Annotated in this window: 15 protein-coding genes; 9 read left to right on the top strand and 6 right to left on the bottom strand. The window is 52.7% G+C overall.

Features of this window, described 5'->3' with window-relative positions:
• The first annotated feature begins 13 nt into the window (after positions 1-13).
• The 3 genes from ydiJ (at position 14) to RC73_RS03950 (ending at position 4,417) form a co-directional block, all read left to right on the top strand.
• Positions 14-3,052 carry a D-2-hydroxyglutarate dehydrogenase YdiJ gene (ydiJ, locus tag RC73_RS03960; RefSeq protein WP_039033410.1) on the top strand — a complete coding sequence of 1,013 codons (3,039 nt, stop codon included), beginning with the start codon at positions 14-16 and terminating at the stop codon, positions 3,050-3,052.
• Positions 3,053-3,096: 44 nt separating this feature from the next.
• Positions 3,097-3,546, top strand: coding sequence for a DUF1285 domain-containing protein (locus RC73_RS03955; RefSeq protein WP_039033409.1), 450 nt, complete (start codon positions 3,097-3,099; stop codon positions 3,544-3,546).
• Between the two features lie 448 nt (positions 3,547-3,994).
• Positions 3,995-4,417, top strand: a complete 423-nt coding sequence (locus RC73_RS03950) for a MarR family winged helix-turn-helix transcriptional regulator (protein ID WP_039033408.1) — start codon at positions 3,995-3,997, stop codon at positions 4,415-4,417.
• Between the two features lie 28 nt (positions 4,418-4,445).
• On the opposite strand, the gene RC73_RS03945 is transcribed toward RC73_RS03950, so the two are convergent.
• The gene (locus RC73_RS03945; RefSeq protein WP_039033407.1) at positions 4,446-4,781 is read right to left on the bottom strand and encodes a hypothetical protein; all 336 of its coding nucleotides are present in this window, start codon (positions 4,779-4,781) and stop codon (positions 4,446-4,448) included.
• 176 nt (positions 4,782-4,957) lie between these two features.
• Positions 4,958-5,992, bottom strand: a complete 1,035-nt coding sequence (locus tag RC73_RS03940; protein ID WP_039033406.1) for a Glu/Leu/Phe/Val dehydrogenase dimerization domain-containing protein — start codon at positions 5,990-5,992, stop codon at positions 4,958-4,960.
• Positions 5,993-6,292: 300 nt separating this feature from the next.
• Here RC73_RS03940 and RC73_RS03935 point away from each other — a divergent pair, with 300 nt between their 5' ends.
• Entirely contained in the window at positions 6,293-6,727 is a 435-nt protein-coding gene (locus RC73_RS03935) for a DUF4826 family protein (RefSeq protein ID WP_039033405.1), read from the top strand.
• 255 nt (positions 6,728-6,982) lie between these two features.
• Here the strand turns inward: RC73_RS03935 and RC73_RS03930 are convergent, their stop codons facing one another.
• The 4 genes from RC73_RS03930 to RC73_RS03915 all read right to left on the bottom strand — a co-directional run bounded on the left by RC73_RS03930 (position 6,983) and on the right by RC73_RS03915 (position 10,596).
• The gene (locus RC73_RS03930) at positions 6,983-7,888 is read right to left on the bottom strand and encodes an ABC transporter ATP-binding protein (protein WP_039033404.1); all 906 of its coding nucleotides are present in this window, start codon (positions 7,886-7,888) and stop codon (positions 6,983-6,985) included.
• Positions 7,885-8,727: an ABC transporter permease subunit gene (locus RC73_RS03925; protein WP_039033403.1), complete on the bottom strand. Its 843-nt coding sequence runs from the start codon at positions 8,725-8,727 to the stop codon at positions 7,885-7,887. The genes RC73_RS03930 and RC73_RS03925 overlap by 4 nt, the downstream gene beginning before the upstream one ends.
• A gap of 147 nt (positions 8,728-8,874) precedes the next feature.
• Positions 8,875-9,591, bottom strand: a complete 717-nt coding sequence (locus RC73_RS03920; RefSeq protein WP_039033465.1) for a YceH family protein — start codon at positions 9,589-9,591, stop codon at positions 8,875-8,877.
• Between the two features lie 171 nt (positions 9,592-9,762).
• Positions 9,763-10,596 carry a CvfB family protein gene (locus RC73_RS03915; RefSeq protein WP_039033402.1) on the bottom strand — a complete coding sequence of 278 codons (834 nt, stop codon included), beginning with the start codon at positions 10,594-10,596 and terminating at the stop codon, positions 9,763-9,765.
• A gap of 275 nt (positions 10,597-10,871) precedes the next feature.
• On the opposite strand from RC73_RS03915, the gene RC73_RS03910 reads away from it, so the two are divergent.
• The 5 genes from RC73_RS03910 (at position 10,872) to RC73_RS03895 (ending at position 15,703) form a co-directional block, all read left to right on the top strand.
• On the top strand, positions 10,872-11,129 hold the full coding sequence (locus RC73_RS03910) for a hypothetical protein (RefSeq protein WP_039033401.1): 258 nt from the start codon (positions 10,872-10,874) through the stop codon (positions 11,127-11,129).
• Between the two features lie 520 nt (positions 11,130-11,649).
• Positions 11,650-11,796, top strand: a complete 147-nt coding sequence (locus RC73_RS20945; RefSeq protein ID WP_093983023.1) for a hypothetical protein — start codon at positions 11,650-11,652, stop codon at positions 11,794-11,796.
• Between the two features lie 107 nt (positions 11,797-11,903).
• The gene (gene speE / locus RC73_RS03905; protein WP_028779304.1) at positions 11,904-12,779 is read left to right on the top strand and encodes a polyamine aminopropyltransferase; all 876 of its coding nucleotides are present in this window, start codon (positions 11,904-11,906) and stop codon (positions 12,777-12,779) included.
• A 28-nt stretch (positions 12,780-12,807) separates the two neighbouring features.
• Entirely contained in the window at positions 12,808-14,721 is a 1,914-nt protein-coding gene (gene speA, locus RC73_RS03900) for a biosynthetic arginine decarboxylase (RefSeq protein WP_039033400.1), read from the top strand.
• A 52-nt stretch (positions 14,722-14,773) separates the two neighbouring features.
• Entirely contained in the window at positions 14,774-15,703 is a 930-nt protein-coding gene (locus tag RC73_RS03895; protein ID WP_039033399.1) for an adenosylmethionine decarboxylase, read from the top strand.
• The last annotated feature ends 3 nt before the right edge of the window (positions 15,704-15,706 follow it).

The following is a 15,706-nucleotide window of genomic DNA, read 5'->3' as shown; positions in this document are numbered from 1 at the left end:
ATTCGAGCATAAGATGTTACCCTTACTATCACACCAACAAACTCTGGAACCCCTGTATCTGGAATATCTGGATGCGCTGGATCAGCGCGGTTTTCGCGGCGATATCGACAGGCGTTACAGTGCCCGCTTGGCGCAAGCGACGGATAACTCCGTCTATCAGTTTCTGCCACAGGCGGTGCTCTACCCCAGAGACAGCGCCGATATTGCCATGGCGTTGCAGCTCGCCTGTGAGGAAGCTTTTGCCAAGGTGGTCTTCAGTGCCCGCGGCGGCGGTACCGGAACCAATGGTCAGGCGCTGACTCATGGGATAGTGCTGGATCTCTCGCGCCATATGAACCGGGTGTTGGAAGTTAATCCAGAGGAAGGCTGGGTTAGAGTCGAGGCCGGTGTGGTCAAGGATGCGCTCAATGATGCGTTGCGGCCGCACGGCTTTTTCTTCAGCCCGGATCTTTCCACCTCCAACCGTGCCACCCTGGGCGGCATGATTAATACCGATGCCTCCGGCGCCGGCTCGCTGGTGTATGGCAAGACCTCGGATCATGTGCTGGAGCTTACCAGTGTGTTGGTGGATGGCAGTGTGCTGCACACGGCTCCGGTGAGCCGCGAGGCACTGGAATCGGGTGAGAAGGTGACTGACAACCCGCTCGGCAACAAGTTGATTACCGAGGTGGCCCGTCGCTGCCGTGAGCAGCGAGAGCTGATTGAACAGCGCTTTCCAAAACTGAACCGTTTTTTGACCGGTTACGATCTGAAAAACGTCTGGGATCAACAGCTGAGTGAATTTAATCTGTCGCGGATCCTCACGGGCTCTGAGGGAACGCTGGCGGTGGTGACTGAGGCCAAACTGGATATCACCCCTTTGCCGGCCAGCCGCCTTATGATCAACATCAAATATGACTCTTTTGAATCTGCGCTGCGCCATGCCCCCGACTTGGTGCTCGCCAATGCCACTGTGGTGGAAACCGTCGATTCCAAGGTGCTGAATCTGGCGCGGGAAGACATTATCTGGCACTCGGTATCCGAGCTTATCCAGGAAGTGCCCGGCAAAATAATCGATGGTCTTAACATGGTGGAGTTTGCCGGAGAACAAGCCCAGGTCGATGAGCGGGCTGAGCGTCTGGCCGCGGCGCTGGATGCACAGATTGCCGCCGGTGAGAAAGGGGTGCTTGGGTATCAGCTCACCCGGGATGCCGGTTCCATCAATAAGATTTATGCCATGCGCAAGAAGGCGGTGGGGCTGCTCGGGGCCACCAAAGGTCGCCGAAAACCGATAGCCTTCGCCGAAGATACCGCCGTACCACCGGAAAAGCTTGCCGACTATATCATGGAGTTCCGTGCGCTGTTGGATAGCCATCAACTGCAATACGGCATGTTCGGCCATGTGGATGCCGGGGTGCTGCATGTGCGTCCGGCGCTGGATATGTGCGATCCTAAAGATGAAGCCTTGTTGCGCACCGTCTCGGATCAAGTGGCGGCACTGACGCAGAAATACGGCGGCCTGATGTGGGGCGAGCACGGTAAGGGGGTGCGTGGTGAGTATGGCCCCCAGGTATTTGGCGAGCAGCTTTGGAGTGAGCTTGAAGAAGTTAAGACGCTGTTCGACCCCCAGAATAAACTCAACCCGGGTAAGCTGGTGGCGCCCAAAGGCCAACAGCTTATCTACAATGTCGACAGTACCAAGCGCGGCAGTTTCGACAGGCAAATACCTGTCAGTGTTCGCGATGCCTTCCCGGATGTGATGAACTGTAACGGTAACGGCCTGTGTTTTAACTACAGCCGCTTTTCGCCCATGTGCCCCTCGTTCAAGGTGACAGGAGACAGGATCCATTCGCCCAAGGGCCGCGCCGGATTAATGCGTGAGTGGCTGCGACTGCTGGAATCTGAAGGCGTCGATGTCAATGAGCTCGCCAAGTCCAAACCCATGGGCTTGCTGCAGCGGCTGCAGAACAGCCTCAATGCCAAGAAAGAATACGACTATTCCCACGAGGTGATGGAGTCGCTCAAGGGCTGTCTCGCCTGTAAGGCGTGCTCCGGCCAGTGTCCGGTGAAGGTGGATGTCCCCAAGTTCCGGGCACAGTTTTTCAGTATCTATTACCGCCGTTATCAGCGTCCCGCCAAGGATTACCTGGTGGCCGGTGTCGAGGATTCGGTGCAGCTGATGGCCAAGGCGCCCCGGCTGAGTAACTTTGCGGCGCAGAACCCTTTATCCAAGTGGGTGATTAAAAAGGCTCTGGGGTATGTGGATGCGCCTGCGCTGTCTGTACCTACGCTGAAACAGCGCCTCGATGCTCACCCCAGCCGTGGTTATGATCTCAACGCCTTGAGTGCTATCCCCGCCGCTGAGCGACAAAATTATGTGTTGGTGGTGCAGGACCCTTTTAACAGCTTTTACGATGCTGAACTGGTTTATCGCTTTATTCGCCTGATTGAAGCGCTTGGGCTCAAGCCGGTATTGCTGCCGTTCAAGCCCAACGGTAAACCGGCTCATATCAAAGGATTTCTGGAGCAGTTTGCCAAGACGGCACAGACCGCCGCCGATTTTCTCAATCAGGTGCATGCCCTTGGCATGCCCATGGTGGGGGTAGATCCGGCGCTAGTGTTGGTTTATCGCGACGAATACCGTGAAGCGCTCGGCGCCAAGCGCGGCCAGTTCAATGTCCAGCTTGCCAGCGAGTGGCTCAGTACTATGCTCGAACAGTTACCGCAACTGCCTGCAAGCGGGCGTGAGTTCACCTGGTTCAGCCACTGCACCGAATCCAGTGCCCGTCCCGGCACTGCCAAAGAATGGCAAACCATCTTTGCCCGTTTTGGTGCCAAGTTGGGAACCGTGAATCTGGGTTGTTGCGGCATGGCCGGCACCTATGGCCATGAGTTGGAAAACCTGCCACGTTCCAAGGCTTTGTATGAGATGTCCTGGGACGAGGCGATAAAGTCGTTGCCAAAGGAGCAGATACTGGTGTCCGGTTATTCCTGTCGCAGCCAGGTCAAACGCTTTGGCGGCTTCAGGCCCAAGCACCCCATCGAAGCCTTGCTGGAACTGACTCAGGCGTAAGCCTGAGAGCGCCAAAAATAGGGAACCCAAAATAGGAAGCCAGGATGAAACAGTCGGCAGACAAGGTGAGTGAGGCCCTGAAAGGGCTGGGGGCAAGGCCTGACTTATGTCAGCAGCAAGCCCTGTTTGAGATAGATGTTAAAGGCGATTGGTATTATCTCAACTCACCGCTGCCGGCCAAGTTTGCCAGGCTCTTCAGCAGTATTTTGCACTGCATCGAGGGTGAACATCTGTTGCTCACCCCGGCAGAGCGTTTGAGGGTAGCGGTGGCCGATACACCGCTCATCATAGTCGATTACAAGCAGCTGGATATCGAGGCCGAGAGTAGCCGTTTTACCCTGGTTTGCTCCCAGGGTAATGAGTTTGAGGTGCAGGGGCTTAATGCCTTTGAGTGCGCCGAATCCGGGCTATTGGTAAGCTTGCCTCGTGGTCTCAAGGCCAGGCTTGGGCGGGCCTGTTTCTATCGCTTTGCCGAAACCTATTTACTGAGTTAAAAATTAACGGAATCGCTTTGCCATTCAGGCAGATATAAAACCTTTATTTACAGTAGCCTGACTGTAAATGCCCCATTATTCTCCTTTCTTGTGTTAGTGAAATATCCAGCAGGTGGTAGTATTAATACCATTGGTATAGAAGTTTGATTGACTCAGAATCGGGTTAGCCACTCAAGTTTAAGGCGGATTGTCGGCTGGCAATCGTGTACCCATAGGGGAGTCATAAAGCCGTATATTTGGGCAAGTCAATGCGGTTTTGTTCCGCTTGAGAGGTCATATGCCGTTTTTCATGCTCCCTGTGTAGGTCAATCATTTTGCGCAGTGGTATAGTTAAACTCGGCAGCGGCATGGCCCGGCGCCAATGAAATAGAATAAGCGATTTTGTTGCATAAAGCGCTTGCCCCTGCCGATAGCGAACAGACAAGCCCTGAAGTACAGGAGGTGTTGCTTGAACCGCAAAGAGAGTCTCGGTTATCTGGTATCCCATCTGAACGTGGAACTGCAACATGAACTGGATAGCCGCCTGAAGCGTTATCAGCTGGATATTAAACTCTGGCCTGTGTTGTTTGCGCTCTGGCAAGAGGAAGGGATCAGCCAAACCGAGTTGTCACGTCGCTGTGATGTGGCCAACTACACCATGACACGCCTGTTGGATCAACTGCAGGTACAAGGCTTAATCTATCGCCATCAGGAAGAAGACAACCGGCGTGCGTTTCAAATTTTCCTGACCGATCAGGCCAAGGCGATGGAGCAGGACTTGATTCGCGAGGCCGAGCGGGTCAACGAGAAGTTTATGGCGGCCTTGGATGAGCCGGAAAGAGCGCAGCTGCTCATGCTGCTCAACAAGATAAATCATACCGACAAGCGTTAACCCTATGGTTAAATGCGCGATCACCGAATCAAAGATAGACTAATAGTACGCACACCAATCCCCCCAGTAGCAACCAGTGTTGCATATGTGAGTTGTTTGGCTGTTGTTTTCCCTGTTTGAGGCTCGCCAGCAGGCGGTTACACTTGTAGATGCGGCAGATAGTCAGCTCTGTGGTGGGGTCAACCAGAAGTTGCATCCGGCAACGTGCGCCATTACGTAATTCAAAGCTGTGTTCGCTCTTTAGTCCCAGATTGAATTTGCTGGATACCATTTTACCGTCGACAAACAAACGCTCAAATCCATTCCAGTTACTGGCCTGTAATTCAACCTTTTGCTGTTCCACTTCATAGCCGAATCTGAGCATCACTGACTCCCTGACATTCGAGATGACGAGTGTTAAGTCAAGCAGAGGCAGATGACGCTCGCCAGTCTGGGAAAATGAATTTTCTGTTTCCGGCGCCTATCTCTTTGCCGACAAGGGGAAAATTTTTTCAGTAATAAAAAAGGGCCTGAAGGCCCTTTTATGGAATATGACTGAGCTTAGGCTTGGGTACCATTGATGATGGCACGGGCCATCTCATCGGCTACTTCAGCCGTGGTGCGGTTCTGCTCATCGGCCTGCTTGAAGATGGACAGCAGGGTGTTGTAAATCTCTTCAACCTTGGCGGTAGACTTGGCGGCATCATAGTCTTTTTCGAAAGACACGTTGATGATACCACCGGCGTTGATTACATAGTCTGGAGCGTAGAGGATGCCCATTTGCTTGAGCTGCTCGCCGTGGCGGGGCTCAGCCAGCTGGTTATTGGCACAGCCTGCGACTATGCCGGCTTTCAGTTGTGGCAGTGTGGTGTCGTTAAGTGTGGCTCCCAGGGCGCAAGGGGCATAGACATCGACGTCCAGAGCATAGATGTCCTGAGGGGCAACCACTACAGCACCAAAGTCGGTGGCGACCTTGTCCAGTGATGCCTGATGGATATCGGTTACAAACAGTTCGGCACCTTCTCCATGCAGGTGCTTGCACAGATAATAGCCCACATGGCCGACGCCCTGAACGGCTATCTTGAGGCCCTTGAGGCTATCTTTGTCCAGCTTGTGCTTAACGGCGGCCTTGATACCCAGGTAAGTTCCCATGGCGGTAAAAGGGGAGGGATCGCCGCTCATACCTTCCAGGCCAAGCACATAAGGGGTTTCATCATGGGCAATCATGATGTCGGCAGGGGTGGTACCCACATCTTCAGCCGAGTAGTAGCGGCCACCCAGGCTGTGAACAAAGCGGCCAAAGGCGCGGAACAGTTGCTCACGATTTTCTGTTTTGGGATCGGCTATGATCACTGACTTACCGCCACCCATGGCCAATCCGGCCAGGGCATTCTTGTAAGTCATACCGCGGGAGAGGCGCAACACGTCAGTGAGGGCTTCATCATCTGATTGGTAGTTCCACATACGGCAACCGCCTACGGCTGGACCCAGGTTGGTGTTGTGGATGGCGATGATGGCACGCAGGCCACTTTCCTTGTCATGACAGAATACTACCTGTTCATGTTCGTCGAATGATACATGATTAAATACAGCCACGTCTGTTCTCCGCTGTGCTTATTGGGGCGGCGCTTAGCGGCCGCCGACCGCTTGTTATATTTATTGCAGAACCATAGCATTTAGCGATACTCTCAACAAAGCTGATGAGCAGAATAATTGTGATCTATCTGGCAATTTTGCTTTCCACCTTACGTTAACGTAAAGTTGGTTGAAGATTGAAGTCCGCCACCCATAGTCGTCTCATTATGGAGTGGTACTGAAAAAGTCGGCCAGAGGCTTAGTTGAACAGATACAGAATATAAAAACACAATAAAAACAAACAAGAAGAAAGGAAAGTTTATGACTGAACAGACAAGTACACCGCCCAATGCCGAACAGCAGGAAGCCTTGCGCCAGGCGTGGGTGCGTGAACAGTTCCAGAAAGCCAATAAATTTCTTGCAGAGAAAGGGGTGATCCCAAGCAAAGTGCTACCGGCCGAAAGCCGCTATCTGGCGCCTTATGTAGCCATGTGGAAAATCGAATCCAAACAGCCCAGCCACAAGACCTATTGGGTGATGTCCGGTGACTTGCCTTCCGACTATGTTGATGTGAGCGTAGCGGCCACTGCTCGTGAAGCCTTGCGTCACTTTTCGCTAACCTGGCAACTTAAGGCCGAAAACTTAGTGCAATCCGGTGCAACCAAAGACCCAACCCAGGCCAAGTTTGCCCAGTTGTTGGTCTCCAGAGCCGAGAGTCTGTACAAGATCCAAGCGGACGATAAGCTCTGGGGGTGATGTCGCAATCAATTTCTCACTCTCGACTTTGACGATGAACTTCTGATAGTCATAGTGACGCCGGTAGCTTTGGCAGACTGTTGTTTCCTTCCCTGAGCAGTTCTTCTGCGGAAGAGAGAAAGTGCCGTGGCAGATGTGGGGATCTAGCGTGTAAAGCGTTGTGCCAGAGGCTGCTATTTTGTAAGACCACTAAAACAACAACCCAGCTTACGCTGGGTTGTTGTTTATCAAAGAGAGCTTCTAAGTTCAAAGGCGTCAGGCTACGCCGTCGAACAAGGTATCTTCCAGTGTGCGGCCTCGCATCAGGCTGCGATATTGCCAGCCATTTTGCTTAAGTAGCTGCAGCAGTTCAATATCCAAGGTGTCCTTCTCCGGTTGGTAACGGATAAGGTAGTTTTGTTTGCCCTTGGCCGAGATCTCGTAAACGCCTTCGAGGGCGTAGAGTGCTTCCAGCAGTTTTTCCTGATCACAGTGTTGCATCTGCAGCGTCAGATAGGCTTCGGCGCTGCTTTGCTGCATGGTGACAGACTGGCCCAGTTTACCTTTGTCCAGATACAGCACTCTGTCACAAAGCTTTTCCAGTTCATCCAGATTGTGGGAGCTGATAATAAAGGTGGTGTCTGCGCTCAGGGATTCTACCAACTCACGAATTTTGCGGGCGTTGGCGGGATCCAGTCCGGCCGTGGGTTCATCCAGCAGTACCAGCTTGGGGTTGCCTATCAGCGCCTGAGCAATCGCGGCGCGTTTTCCCATACCATGACTTAGAGAGTTGGGTTTTTGATTGGCGATCTCCTCAAGGCCTACCAGCGCCAATACCCGCAGGGATTCAGCCTTGGCGGCTTCGGCGCCCATACCCTGCATGCGGGCAAACAGGCTGAATTGAGTCAGCAGGCTGAAGCCGGGATCCAGGGCGGCGTCCTGGGGCAGGGCCGAGACCTGTCCCAAAAGTCCGGTGCTGCCCGGGCGCTGTCCCATCACAGTGATTTCACCACTACTTGGACGTATATAACCCAGCAACAGGCTCATCAATGTGGTCTTGCCGGCACCGTTTGGGCCGACCAGGGCGATGGGACTACCGGGCTCCAGTTGCAAGTCGACGCTATCCAATGCCCGCTTGCTGCCGTAGAGTTTGCTCAGGCCTTTACAGTTGATAAGACTCATAGATCACCTCGCTGCATCATGGTGCGGCCTATCGCTAATAATCCAATGGTTTGCAGCAGTGGCAACCAGGCACTTGACAGCGCTGTTAGCGGCTGGGCATTGAGCATGGCATCTATCTGTGCGCCGGGCACCAGATAACCGATGAAAGAGAGCATGGGCAGCTGAGCATTGATAACCGCCATTACTATCATCATGGCGGCAAAGAAAAGCACCGCAAATACGCTGGCCAGTCTGGCGGAGCTGGCCCAGAGTGAGAACAGCGCCATCAGGGCGGTGTAGGGCAGCAGGATCAATACCAGATTGAGTGTCATCATCAAGCCGGAAGTCAGCGCGGGTAGCACCAACGCCATATCCCGGCTCATGGCCAAAACTACGGTTGCTATGACTGTGATGGCAACCAACAGCAATTGGATCAACATCATGCCGAGGAAGCGGCCGAAGAAGAGGGCATCGCGGCCCGAACGCAGGCAGAGAAAGCGTAGTGTGCCGCGGTTTTTGTCCGAGGCGAACTGATCGCCGCAGATAAGAATACTGAACATGGGGAACAGGTAGAGACTGATGACCCAATAGACGGCTTGCTCGGCAACCGGCCAGGCAAACAGTTGATCCAGAGTGCCTTCACCGAAGGCGCCGGTAACAAAATGCTTGAAGTCCGGGTTCAGCAGAAAGCTGGCGGCACTTCGGACCGGATAGGCAAGGATCAGCAGCCACACCAGGGCGAAAGCTATCATCGCCAGGGTGCCACGGCGGTGGAAAATGAGTTTATAGAGTTCAAATCCCGCGAGTTGCAGGGCGTTTTTAAGCCCTCCGGGATGAGTGCTGTGAGTTGCAGTTGTCATGTGGTTCCTTGTTTTGCTCCAAATAAGGAGTCCTTGCGGCGACCGGGGCAAACACTGGGTTGCCGATAAGACGTCAGCCTAACACCATGAGGCCAGGCAGGCCACGCCTGGCCGCTATTTCAAGCAGTAGCTGTCGTCTTTGAAGGCTTATTGTGCCAGTTGCGTCTTAAGCTCGGCCAATGCCTGTTTTAGTAAAGCCAGCTCTTGCTTCATTGTCGCCAGTTCTTGTTCAAGCAAGGCTATCCGGCTCTGGCTTGCCGTTTCAGGCTCACTTTCGCACTCACCTTCGCGCTCACCTTCATGGTGAGCTGCAGCTTGATTGGCAATCTGAGTGGTATCAGCGCCGCCGGAACTTTCAGATACACCATCATTTTCTGTGAAGTTCTCGGCAAAGCGTATCTCACGTTTTCCCGGCTCCCTGGGCAGTTGGCGGATAAAGCCTTTGTCTTTCAGCGCCAGCAGGGTTTGCTCCACTTGTGGCAGGCCGTCAAATTCAAACAGCCGTTGAGCCCGGCTTCTGAGTTCACCTGCGGTTTGAGCGCCGCGCAGCAGCAACAAACACACTATTGCCAGCTCTGCGGGGGAAAACTGCAGCTCGCCAAATTCTGTGTTACAGAATCTGTGGCGGTATTTAATGACCCGGCTGCCAAAGCCGGATTGCTCACTCAGTAGACGTTTTTTACTCAGGCTGTCCAAGGCTTGCTGCACTTCAGACTCGCTCAGTTCCATCACGGGATCGCGGCTGGTTTTTTGATTGCAGGCTTGGGTCAGTGAATTGAGAGACAGGGGATAGAGATCCGGAGTGGTGACTTCTTTTTCCAGCAGGCAGCCAATCACTCTGGCTTCGATGGCATTGAGTTGCAACATAATTGACAGTTCCATTCAAGGCAGATGTCGGCCAACTGACCGACATTTTACTCAGTGTTTTTGAGTTATATCAGAGCCTTGAGCCGATGTCGCGGTTTTCCTCGGCTGCGCCTGCCCTAAATAGAGCAGGCGCGTTATTTTTGCTCAATTCTTGGTTCAGTTCTTTGTTCAATTATTGGCGTGGATACCGTCATCTTCGATGCGCAGTTTTCCGGCCTTGAACAGGCCGCCGATGGCTTTCTTGAAGGCTTTCTTGCTCATACCAAGCTCGGCGTAGATCACCTCGGGCGAGGTCTTGTCGCTGTAGGGCAGGAAACCGCCGGCCTGAGTTAGTTTCTTCATGATCCGCTGTGATTGCTGATCCAACTCCTGACGGTCGGCCTTTTGCAGGGTCAGATCCAGTTTGTTGTCGTGACGCACCTGTTTGATATAACCCTTGAGCTTTTGGCCAAACTTCAGCTTACGGAACACCTCATTTTGATAGATGACGCCCCAATGCTTGTTGTTGACTATCGCCTTATAGCCGAGATCTGTAGTACCTGCAATGATAAGGTCAACCTGTTGACCATTCTTGTACCAAGCCGGGCTCTTATCGACAAACTTATCGATTTTGGACGAAGCGACAATCCGCTCGTCGGCGCGGTTACGGTGAACATAGACCAGGTAACTGCGGCCCTCTTCGGCCTGCTTATGCTGCTCACCGAAGGGCAGCAGCAGATCTTTTTCCAGTCCCCAATCGAGGAAGGCACCGACCCGACCAATGGAAACTACCTTGAGATAAGCAAACTCACCCACCTGAGCCAGGGGCTTTTTAGTGGTTGCGATAGGCAGGTCGTTGGAGTCCAGATAGAGGAATACCTCCACCTTGTCGCCCACCAGACAACCCTTGGGCACCACTTTATTGGGTAATAACACCTGTCCCAACTCATGAGCGTTGAGGTAAACCCCGAAATCAACCTGTTTGACCACTTCCAGGGTGCAACTTTGACCTATTTCTGCCATCTGTTTTTGAACCTGATTAACTTTGTTTCAGCTGCGGCGGATTATAACGGATTGCGCTCACCTATGCCCGTGCCTTTTGTTAGGGAGGTGCGAATAAGTCCTCGTGGCCTTCTCTTTTGTAGGGTGTGGCTTGCACAGCAATTGGCGCTCAAGGCATCTGACTGAAGGCATGCCGGGGCCTGTTGAAGTCAGACTTCCCTAAGTTTGAATAAGACTAAAGTTAGCGCTGCTTTTTGCAGCACAGCTGGTTAAGCTGAAAATAAAAACCTTTGCCTATGTTCTCTATTTGGTCTGTCAGCCTGCTGGCACTCTTGTATCTCGGGCTGTTGTTTATCATCGCCTGGTGGGCGGATAAATATAACCCCAAACGTTTTCGGGCACTGTTTTACAGCCTGACACTCGGCGTCTACTGTACCTCCTGGGCTTTTTCGGTACCACGGCCCAGGCCGCCAATCATGGTTGGTGGCTTTCATCTGCTGGAGCGCGCGCCTGGGGTGACTATTGAGGAGATCCGCGCCAAGACGGTGGGCTGACGGCATTGCGGTGAATCAGCGCCGGAAATGACCTTTGATTAATTCGCTAAATTGGGTGGCGTTTTTAGCTGCTGCGATTTTTGCTTGAATCGCCAGGCTTCACGATAACAAACCTTTGTTTGAGGGTGAGTTTTCACCCTCGTGTTCCCCAAGGGGGCTGCATTGAATCAAACTCAGTGCCCGAAGCGGTATCTGGCGATCAAAATGGAGAGTCTGAGTATTTAAAAAATCTTGAACAGATAAAATCAGCTTTCAAAGCTCAATTTATTGATATAAATCGAAAAAAACTCGCTTAAATGGCATGGGTGAATATCGCAACTGTAGTTTATATTTCAAAGCCTTGGATAAACTGTGATTCGTGCTTGCATTATGGGGCACAGCAAGGTTTAATTGCGCCGTTTTGAAGGTACATTCAGTCCTGACAGGCAAACGTGAGTAACAGGGTTATTATGGTTCACGAGTCATTAACCGTGTAAATGAACAAAGCACCATTTACACGGGGTTAAGAGGGTTTTAGCTAATGCACAGCCATTCATTTGCCGCACTGGTTCGCCAAGTGCCACAACACAGGTTTTCAACCATTGTCAGCTATGACAATACCGGCTTGAAACATCTCACGTTAATCCGCATCAATTCCGGCCGCGAACAGGCCAATAGTCCCAACTGAGCCCGTCGTCCATCTACGACGATACATTCACTCGGCATTCGTTTTGGAATTGCCGAGGACGGGTTATTTGTCCACCCTTACATTCAACACCAAGAGTTTTAGGTTAAATGCAAGCCAAGAATATTTACTACGAGACACTGCATCCGGCATACGGGCAGTATTTTGAGGTGGAAAAGGTGCTGTTCGAGCAAAAGACCGAACAGTGGCACCTGAGCATTTTTGAAAATGCCGCTATGGGACGGGTCATGGCGCTCAATGGCGCCATCCAGACCACGGAGAAAGATGAGTTTGTCTATCACGAAATGTTGACCCATGTGCCTATTCTGGCCCACGGCGACGTCAAGCGGGTGCTTATTATAGGCGGCGGTGACGGCGGCATGCTGCGGGAAGTGGTCAAACATAAACAGATTGAATCCATTACCATGGTGGAGATTGATGCCGCCGTAGTGGAAATGTGTAAAAGCTATTTTCCAAACCATTCCCAAGGCGCCTATGATGACCCCAGAGTCAACTTGGTGATCAGCGACGGGATGGATTATGTTAGGCAATCACAGCAAAAATTTGATGTGATTATCTCTGACTGCACAGATCCCCTTGGTCCGGGAGAGGTGCTGTTCAGTTCCGACTTTTACGAGGGCTGTAAGCGTTGTCTCAATGAAAATGGGATTTTTGTCGCTCAGAACGGCGTGCCTTTTATGCAGCTGGATGAAGTGCAAAATACCGTCAGACGCATGAGCTCTTATGTGAAAGAGTGTCGGTTCTATATGGCGGCCGTGCCTACCTATGTGGGTGGCAGCATGGCCTTTGCCTGGGCAACCGATGATCTTGAGGCGCGTCAGCATAGCCTGGCGACTCTCGAAGAGCGTTTTGAACGGGCCGGTATTACCACCCGTTATTACACGCCGGCTATCCATCAGGCAAGCTTTGCGCTGCCGGCGTTTGTCGAACAGGCGGTCGCGTCAGCGATGACGGTTACCGCATAACCCATTTTTTGATAACAGGCTAACGAACATGAGTGATTGGTCTATTGACGATGCCCGCGTCGGCTACAATGTCGCATACTGGAGCCAGGGATTTTACGGAATAAGCGATCAGGGTGAGGTGACAGTGTCACCGAACCCTTTGAATCCGGACAGCAAAATCGGCTTGAACGAGCTAGCCAAAGACATGGTGAAGGCCGGTGTTAACCTGCCTGTGCTGGTCCGTTTCCCGCAGATTTTGCACCACAGGGTCGATAGCTTGTGCCAAGCCTTTAATCAGGCGATTCAAAAGTACGAGTACAGCGAAGATTATCTGCTGGTTTATCCCATCAAGGTGAACCAGCAGCAGACAGTGGTTGAGGAAATCCTCGCCAGCCAGGTCAGCAAAGAAGCTCCGCAACTTGGGCTTGAAGCCGGCAGTAAGCCTGAGCTGATGGCGGTACTGGCCATGGCGCAAAAGGCCAGCTCAGTCATAGTCTGTAACGGCTACAAGGATAAAGAATATATCCGCCTGGCCCTGATAGGCGAAAAGCTGGGCCACAAGGTCTACATAGTGCTGGAGAAGATGTCCGAGCTCAAGATGGTTCTGCAGGAATCCCGCGAGCTTGGGGTTACTCCGCGTCTGGGGCTGCGCGCACGTCTGGCGTTCCAGGGCAAGGGTAAGTGGCAGGCCAGTGGCGGTGAAAAGTCCAAGTTTGGTCTGTCTGCTGCGCAGGTGCTGCGGGTGGTCAACGAGCTCAAGAGTGCCGACATGCTGGATTCGCTGCAGTTGCTGCACTTCCACCTGGGTTCACAAATCGCCAATATTCGCGATATTCGCCATGGTGTGGGTGAGGCGGCGCGCTTCTATTGTGAGCTGAGAAAACTGGGGGCCAAGGTCAACTGTTTCGACGTGGGCGGCGGCCTGGCGGTGGATTATGACGGTACCCGCAGCCAAAGCAATAACTCAATGAACTACGGCCTGAGCGAATACGCCAACAATATCGTCAGCGCTCTGAGTGATGTCTGCGCCGAGTACGAGCAGCCGGTGCCGAGAATTATCTCTGAGTCCGGCCGCTTCCTGACGGCGCACCACGCCGTGCTTATCACGGATGTTATCGGTACCGAGGCATATTCTCCTGAGAATATCCAGCCACCGGCAGAGGATGCCCCACAGCTGCTGCACAATATGTGGCAGTCCTGGAGCGATATCCGCGGCCGCGCCGATTCCCGCGCCTTGATTGAGATTTTCCACGATACCCAATCGGATCTGGCCGAAGCTCACGCTCTGTTTGCTCTGGGGCAACTGAGCCTGGAAGAGCGTGCCTGGGCGGAGCAGACCAACCTGCGTGTCTGTCACGAGCTGCAGGGATTGATGAACAACAAGAACCGTTATCACAGACCCATCATTGATGAACTCAATGAGAAATTGGCTGATAAGTTCTTCGTTAACTTCTCGCTGTTCCAGTCGCTGCCGGATGCCTGGGGTATAGATCAGGTGTTCCCTGTGTTGCCGCTGACCGGGTTGGATACCGCACCTGAGCGCCGCGCCGTGATGCTGGACATCACCTGTGACTCGGACGGTATGGTGGATCAGTATGTGGACGGGCAGGGGATCGAAACCACACTGCCGGTTCCTGCCTGGAGTGCCGAGAGCCCGTATCTTATCGGTTTCTTCCTGGTGGGGGCTTATCAGGAGATCCTCGGTGACATGCATAACCTGTTCGGTGATACCAACTCGGCTGTGGTGCGTCTCGATGAAAGCGGCCTGGCCAACATAGAGTCTGTGCTGTCCGGTGACACAGTGGCCGATGTACTGCGCTATGTGAACCTGGATGCCGTATCCTTTATGCGCACCTACGAAGAGCTGGTGAATCAGCATATTGCCGAAGACGAACGCACCTCGATCCTTGAAGAGCTGCAATTGGGTCTTAAGGGTTATACCTATCTGGAAGATTTTTCATAAGGTCGGTGCATTCAGCAGGCCCTTCGGGGCCTGCAACAAGTAGAGATAAAAGATGTTTTTTGAAGGTTCAGAAAAAAAAATTGAAGTGATAGTGACGCCGGCTACGCCTTCGCTGCGCTCACTGGGAAAGCCCTTCTGGGAAGAGATGGTGGCCAAGGCCAATGCAGAAATCCTCTCTTCCGTCAGCAATGATTATTGCGATGCCTATCTGCTCAGCGAGTCGAGCCTGTTTGTTTGGGACGACAGATTTTTAATGTTGACCTGTGGTACCACCACTCTGGCGCGCTCGACTCTGCATTTTATCGACTCCCTCGGTGAAGAGGCGATAGCCTTTGCGACTTTTCAGCGCAAAAACGAATATCTGTCGCACCTGCAGGCCAGCTCTTTTGAGCAGGACTTACAGGCGTTGAGAGAGAAGCTGTCCGGCGTGGCGTATCGTATCGGCCATCTGGATTCTCATCACCATTATCTGTTTTGCAGCGACAAGGCTTTCAGCGCCGAGAGCAGTGATGCCACCAGTGAGCTGTTGATGTATCACATTCGTGGTGAAGCGGCTGACTACTTGCGCTCCGATAACCAAAGCTGCGAAGGGGTTAGGCAACTGCTGGCACTGGAAGAGATGCTGCCCGGATTCCAGTTTGATGACTTTCTGTTTGAGCCCTTTGGTTATTCCATCAACGGCATTCGCGGCAAAGAGTATATGACTATTCATATCACGCCCCAGGAAAGCAGCTCTTATGTCAGCTTCGAGACCAATCTGGATCTCGCCGCACAACCGATAGATATCTTCGCCCGTTTGCTGGCTATTCTCAATCCCGGCAGCTGGGATGTCATCGGCTTCAACGCCCAGTTGGATACCCGTGGTTACCCGGAACATTTATGTTTGGGAAGTTGCTCTTTGTCCCTGGAGCAGGGTTATAATGTCAGCTTCAGTCATTATCAGCAGATGTGCCACGAAGTGCTGATCCCTGAGTCCATGTAAATA

Source organism: Shewanella sp. ECSMB14102 (assembly GCF_000813075.1).
GTDB classification, from domain to species: domain Bacteria; phylum Pseudomonadota; class Gammaproteobacteria; order Enterobacterales; family Shewanellaceae; genus Shewanella; species Shewanella indica.
This window is presented reverse-complemented; position numbering and strand designations above follow the sequence as displayed.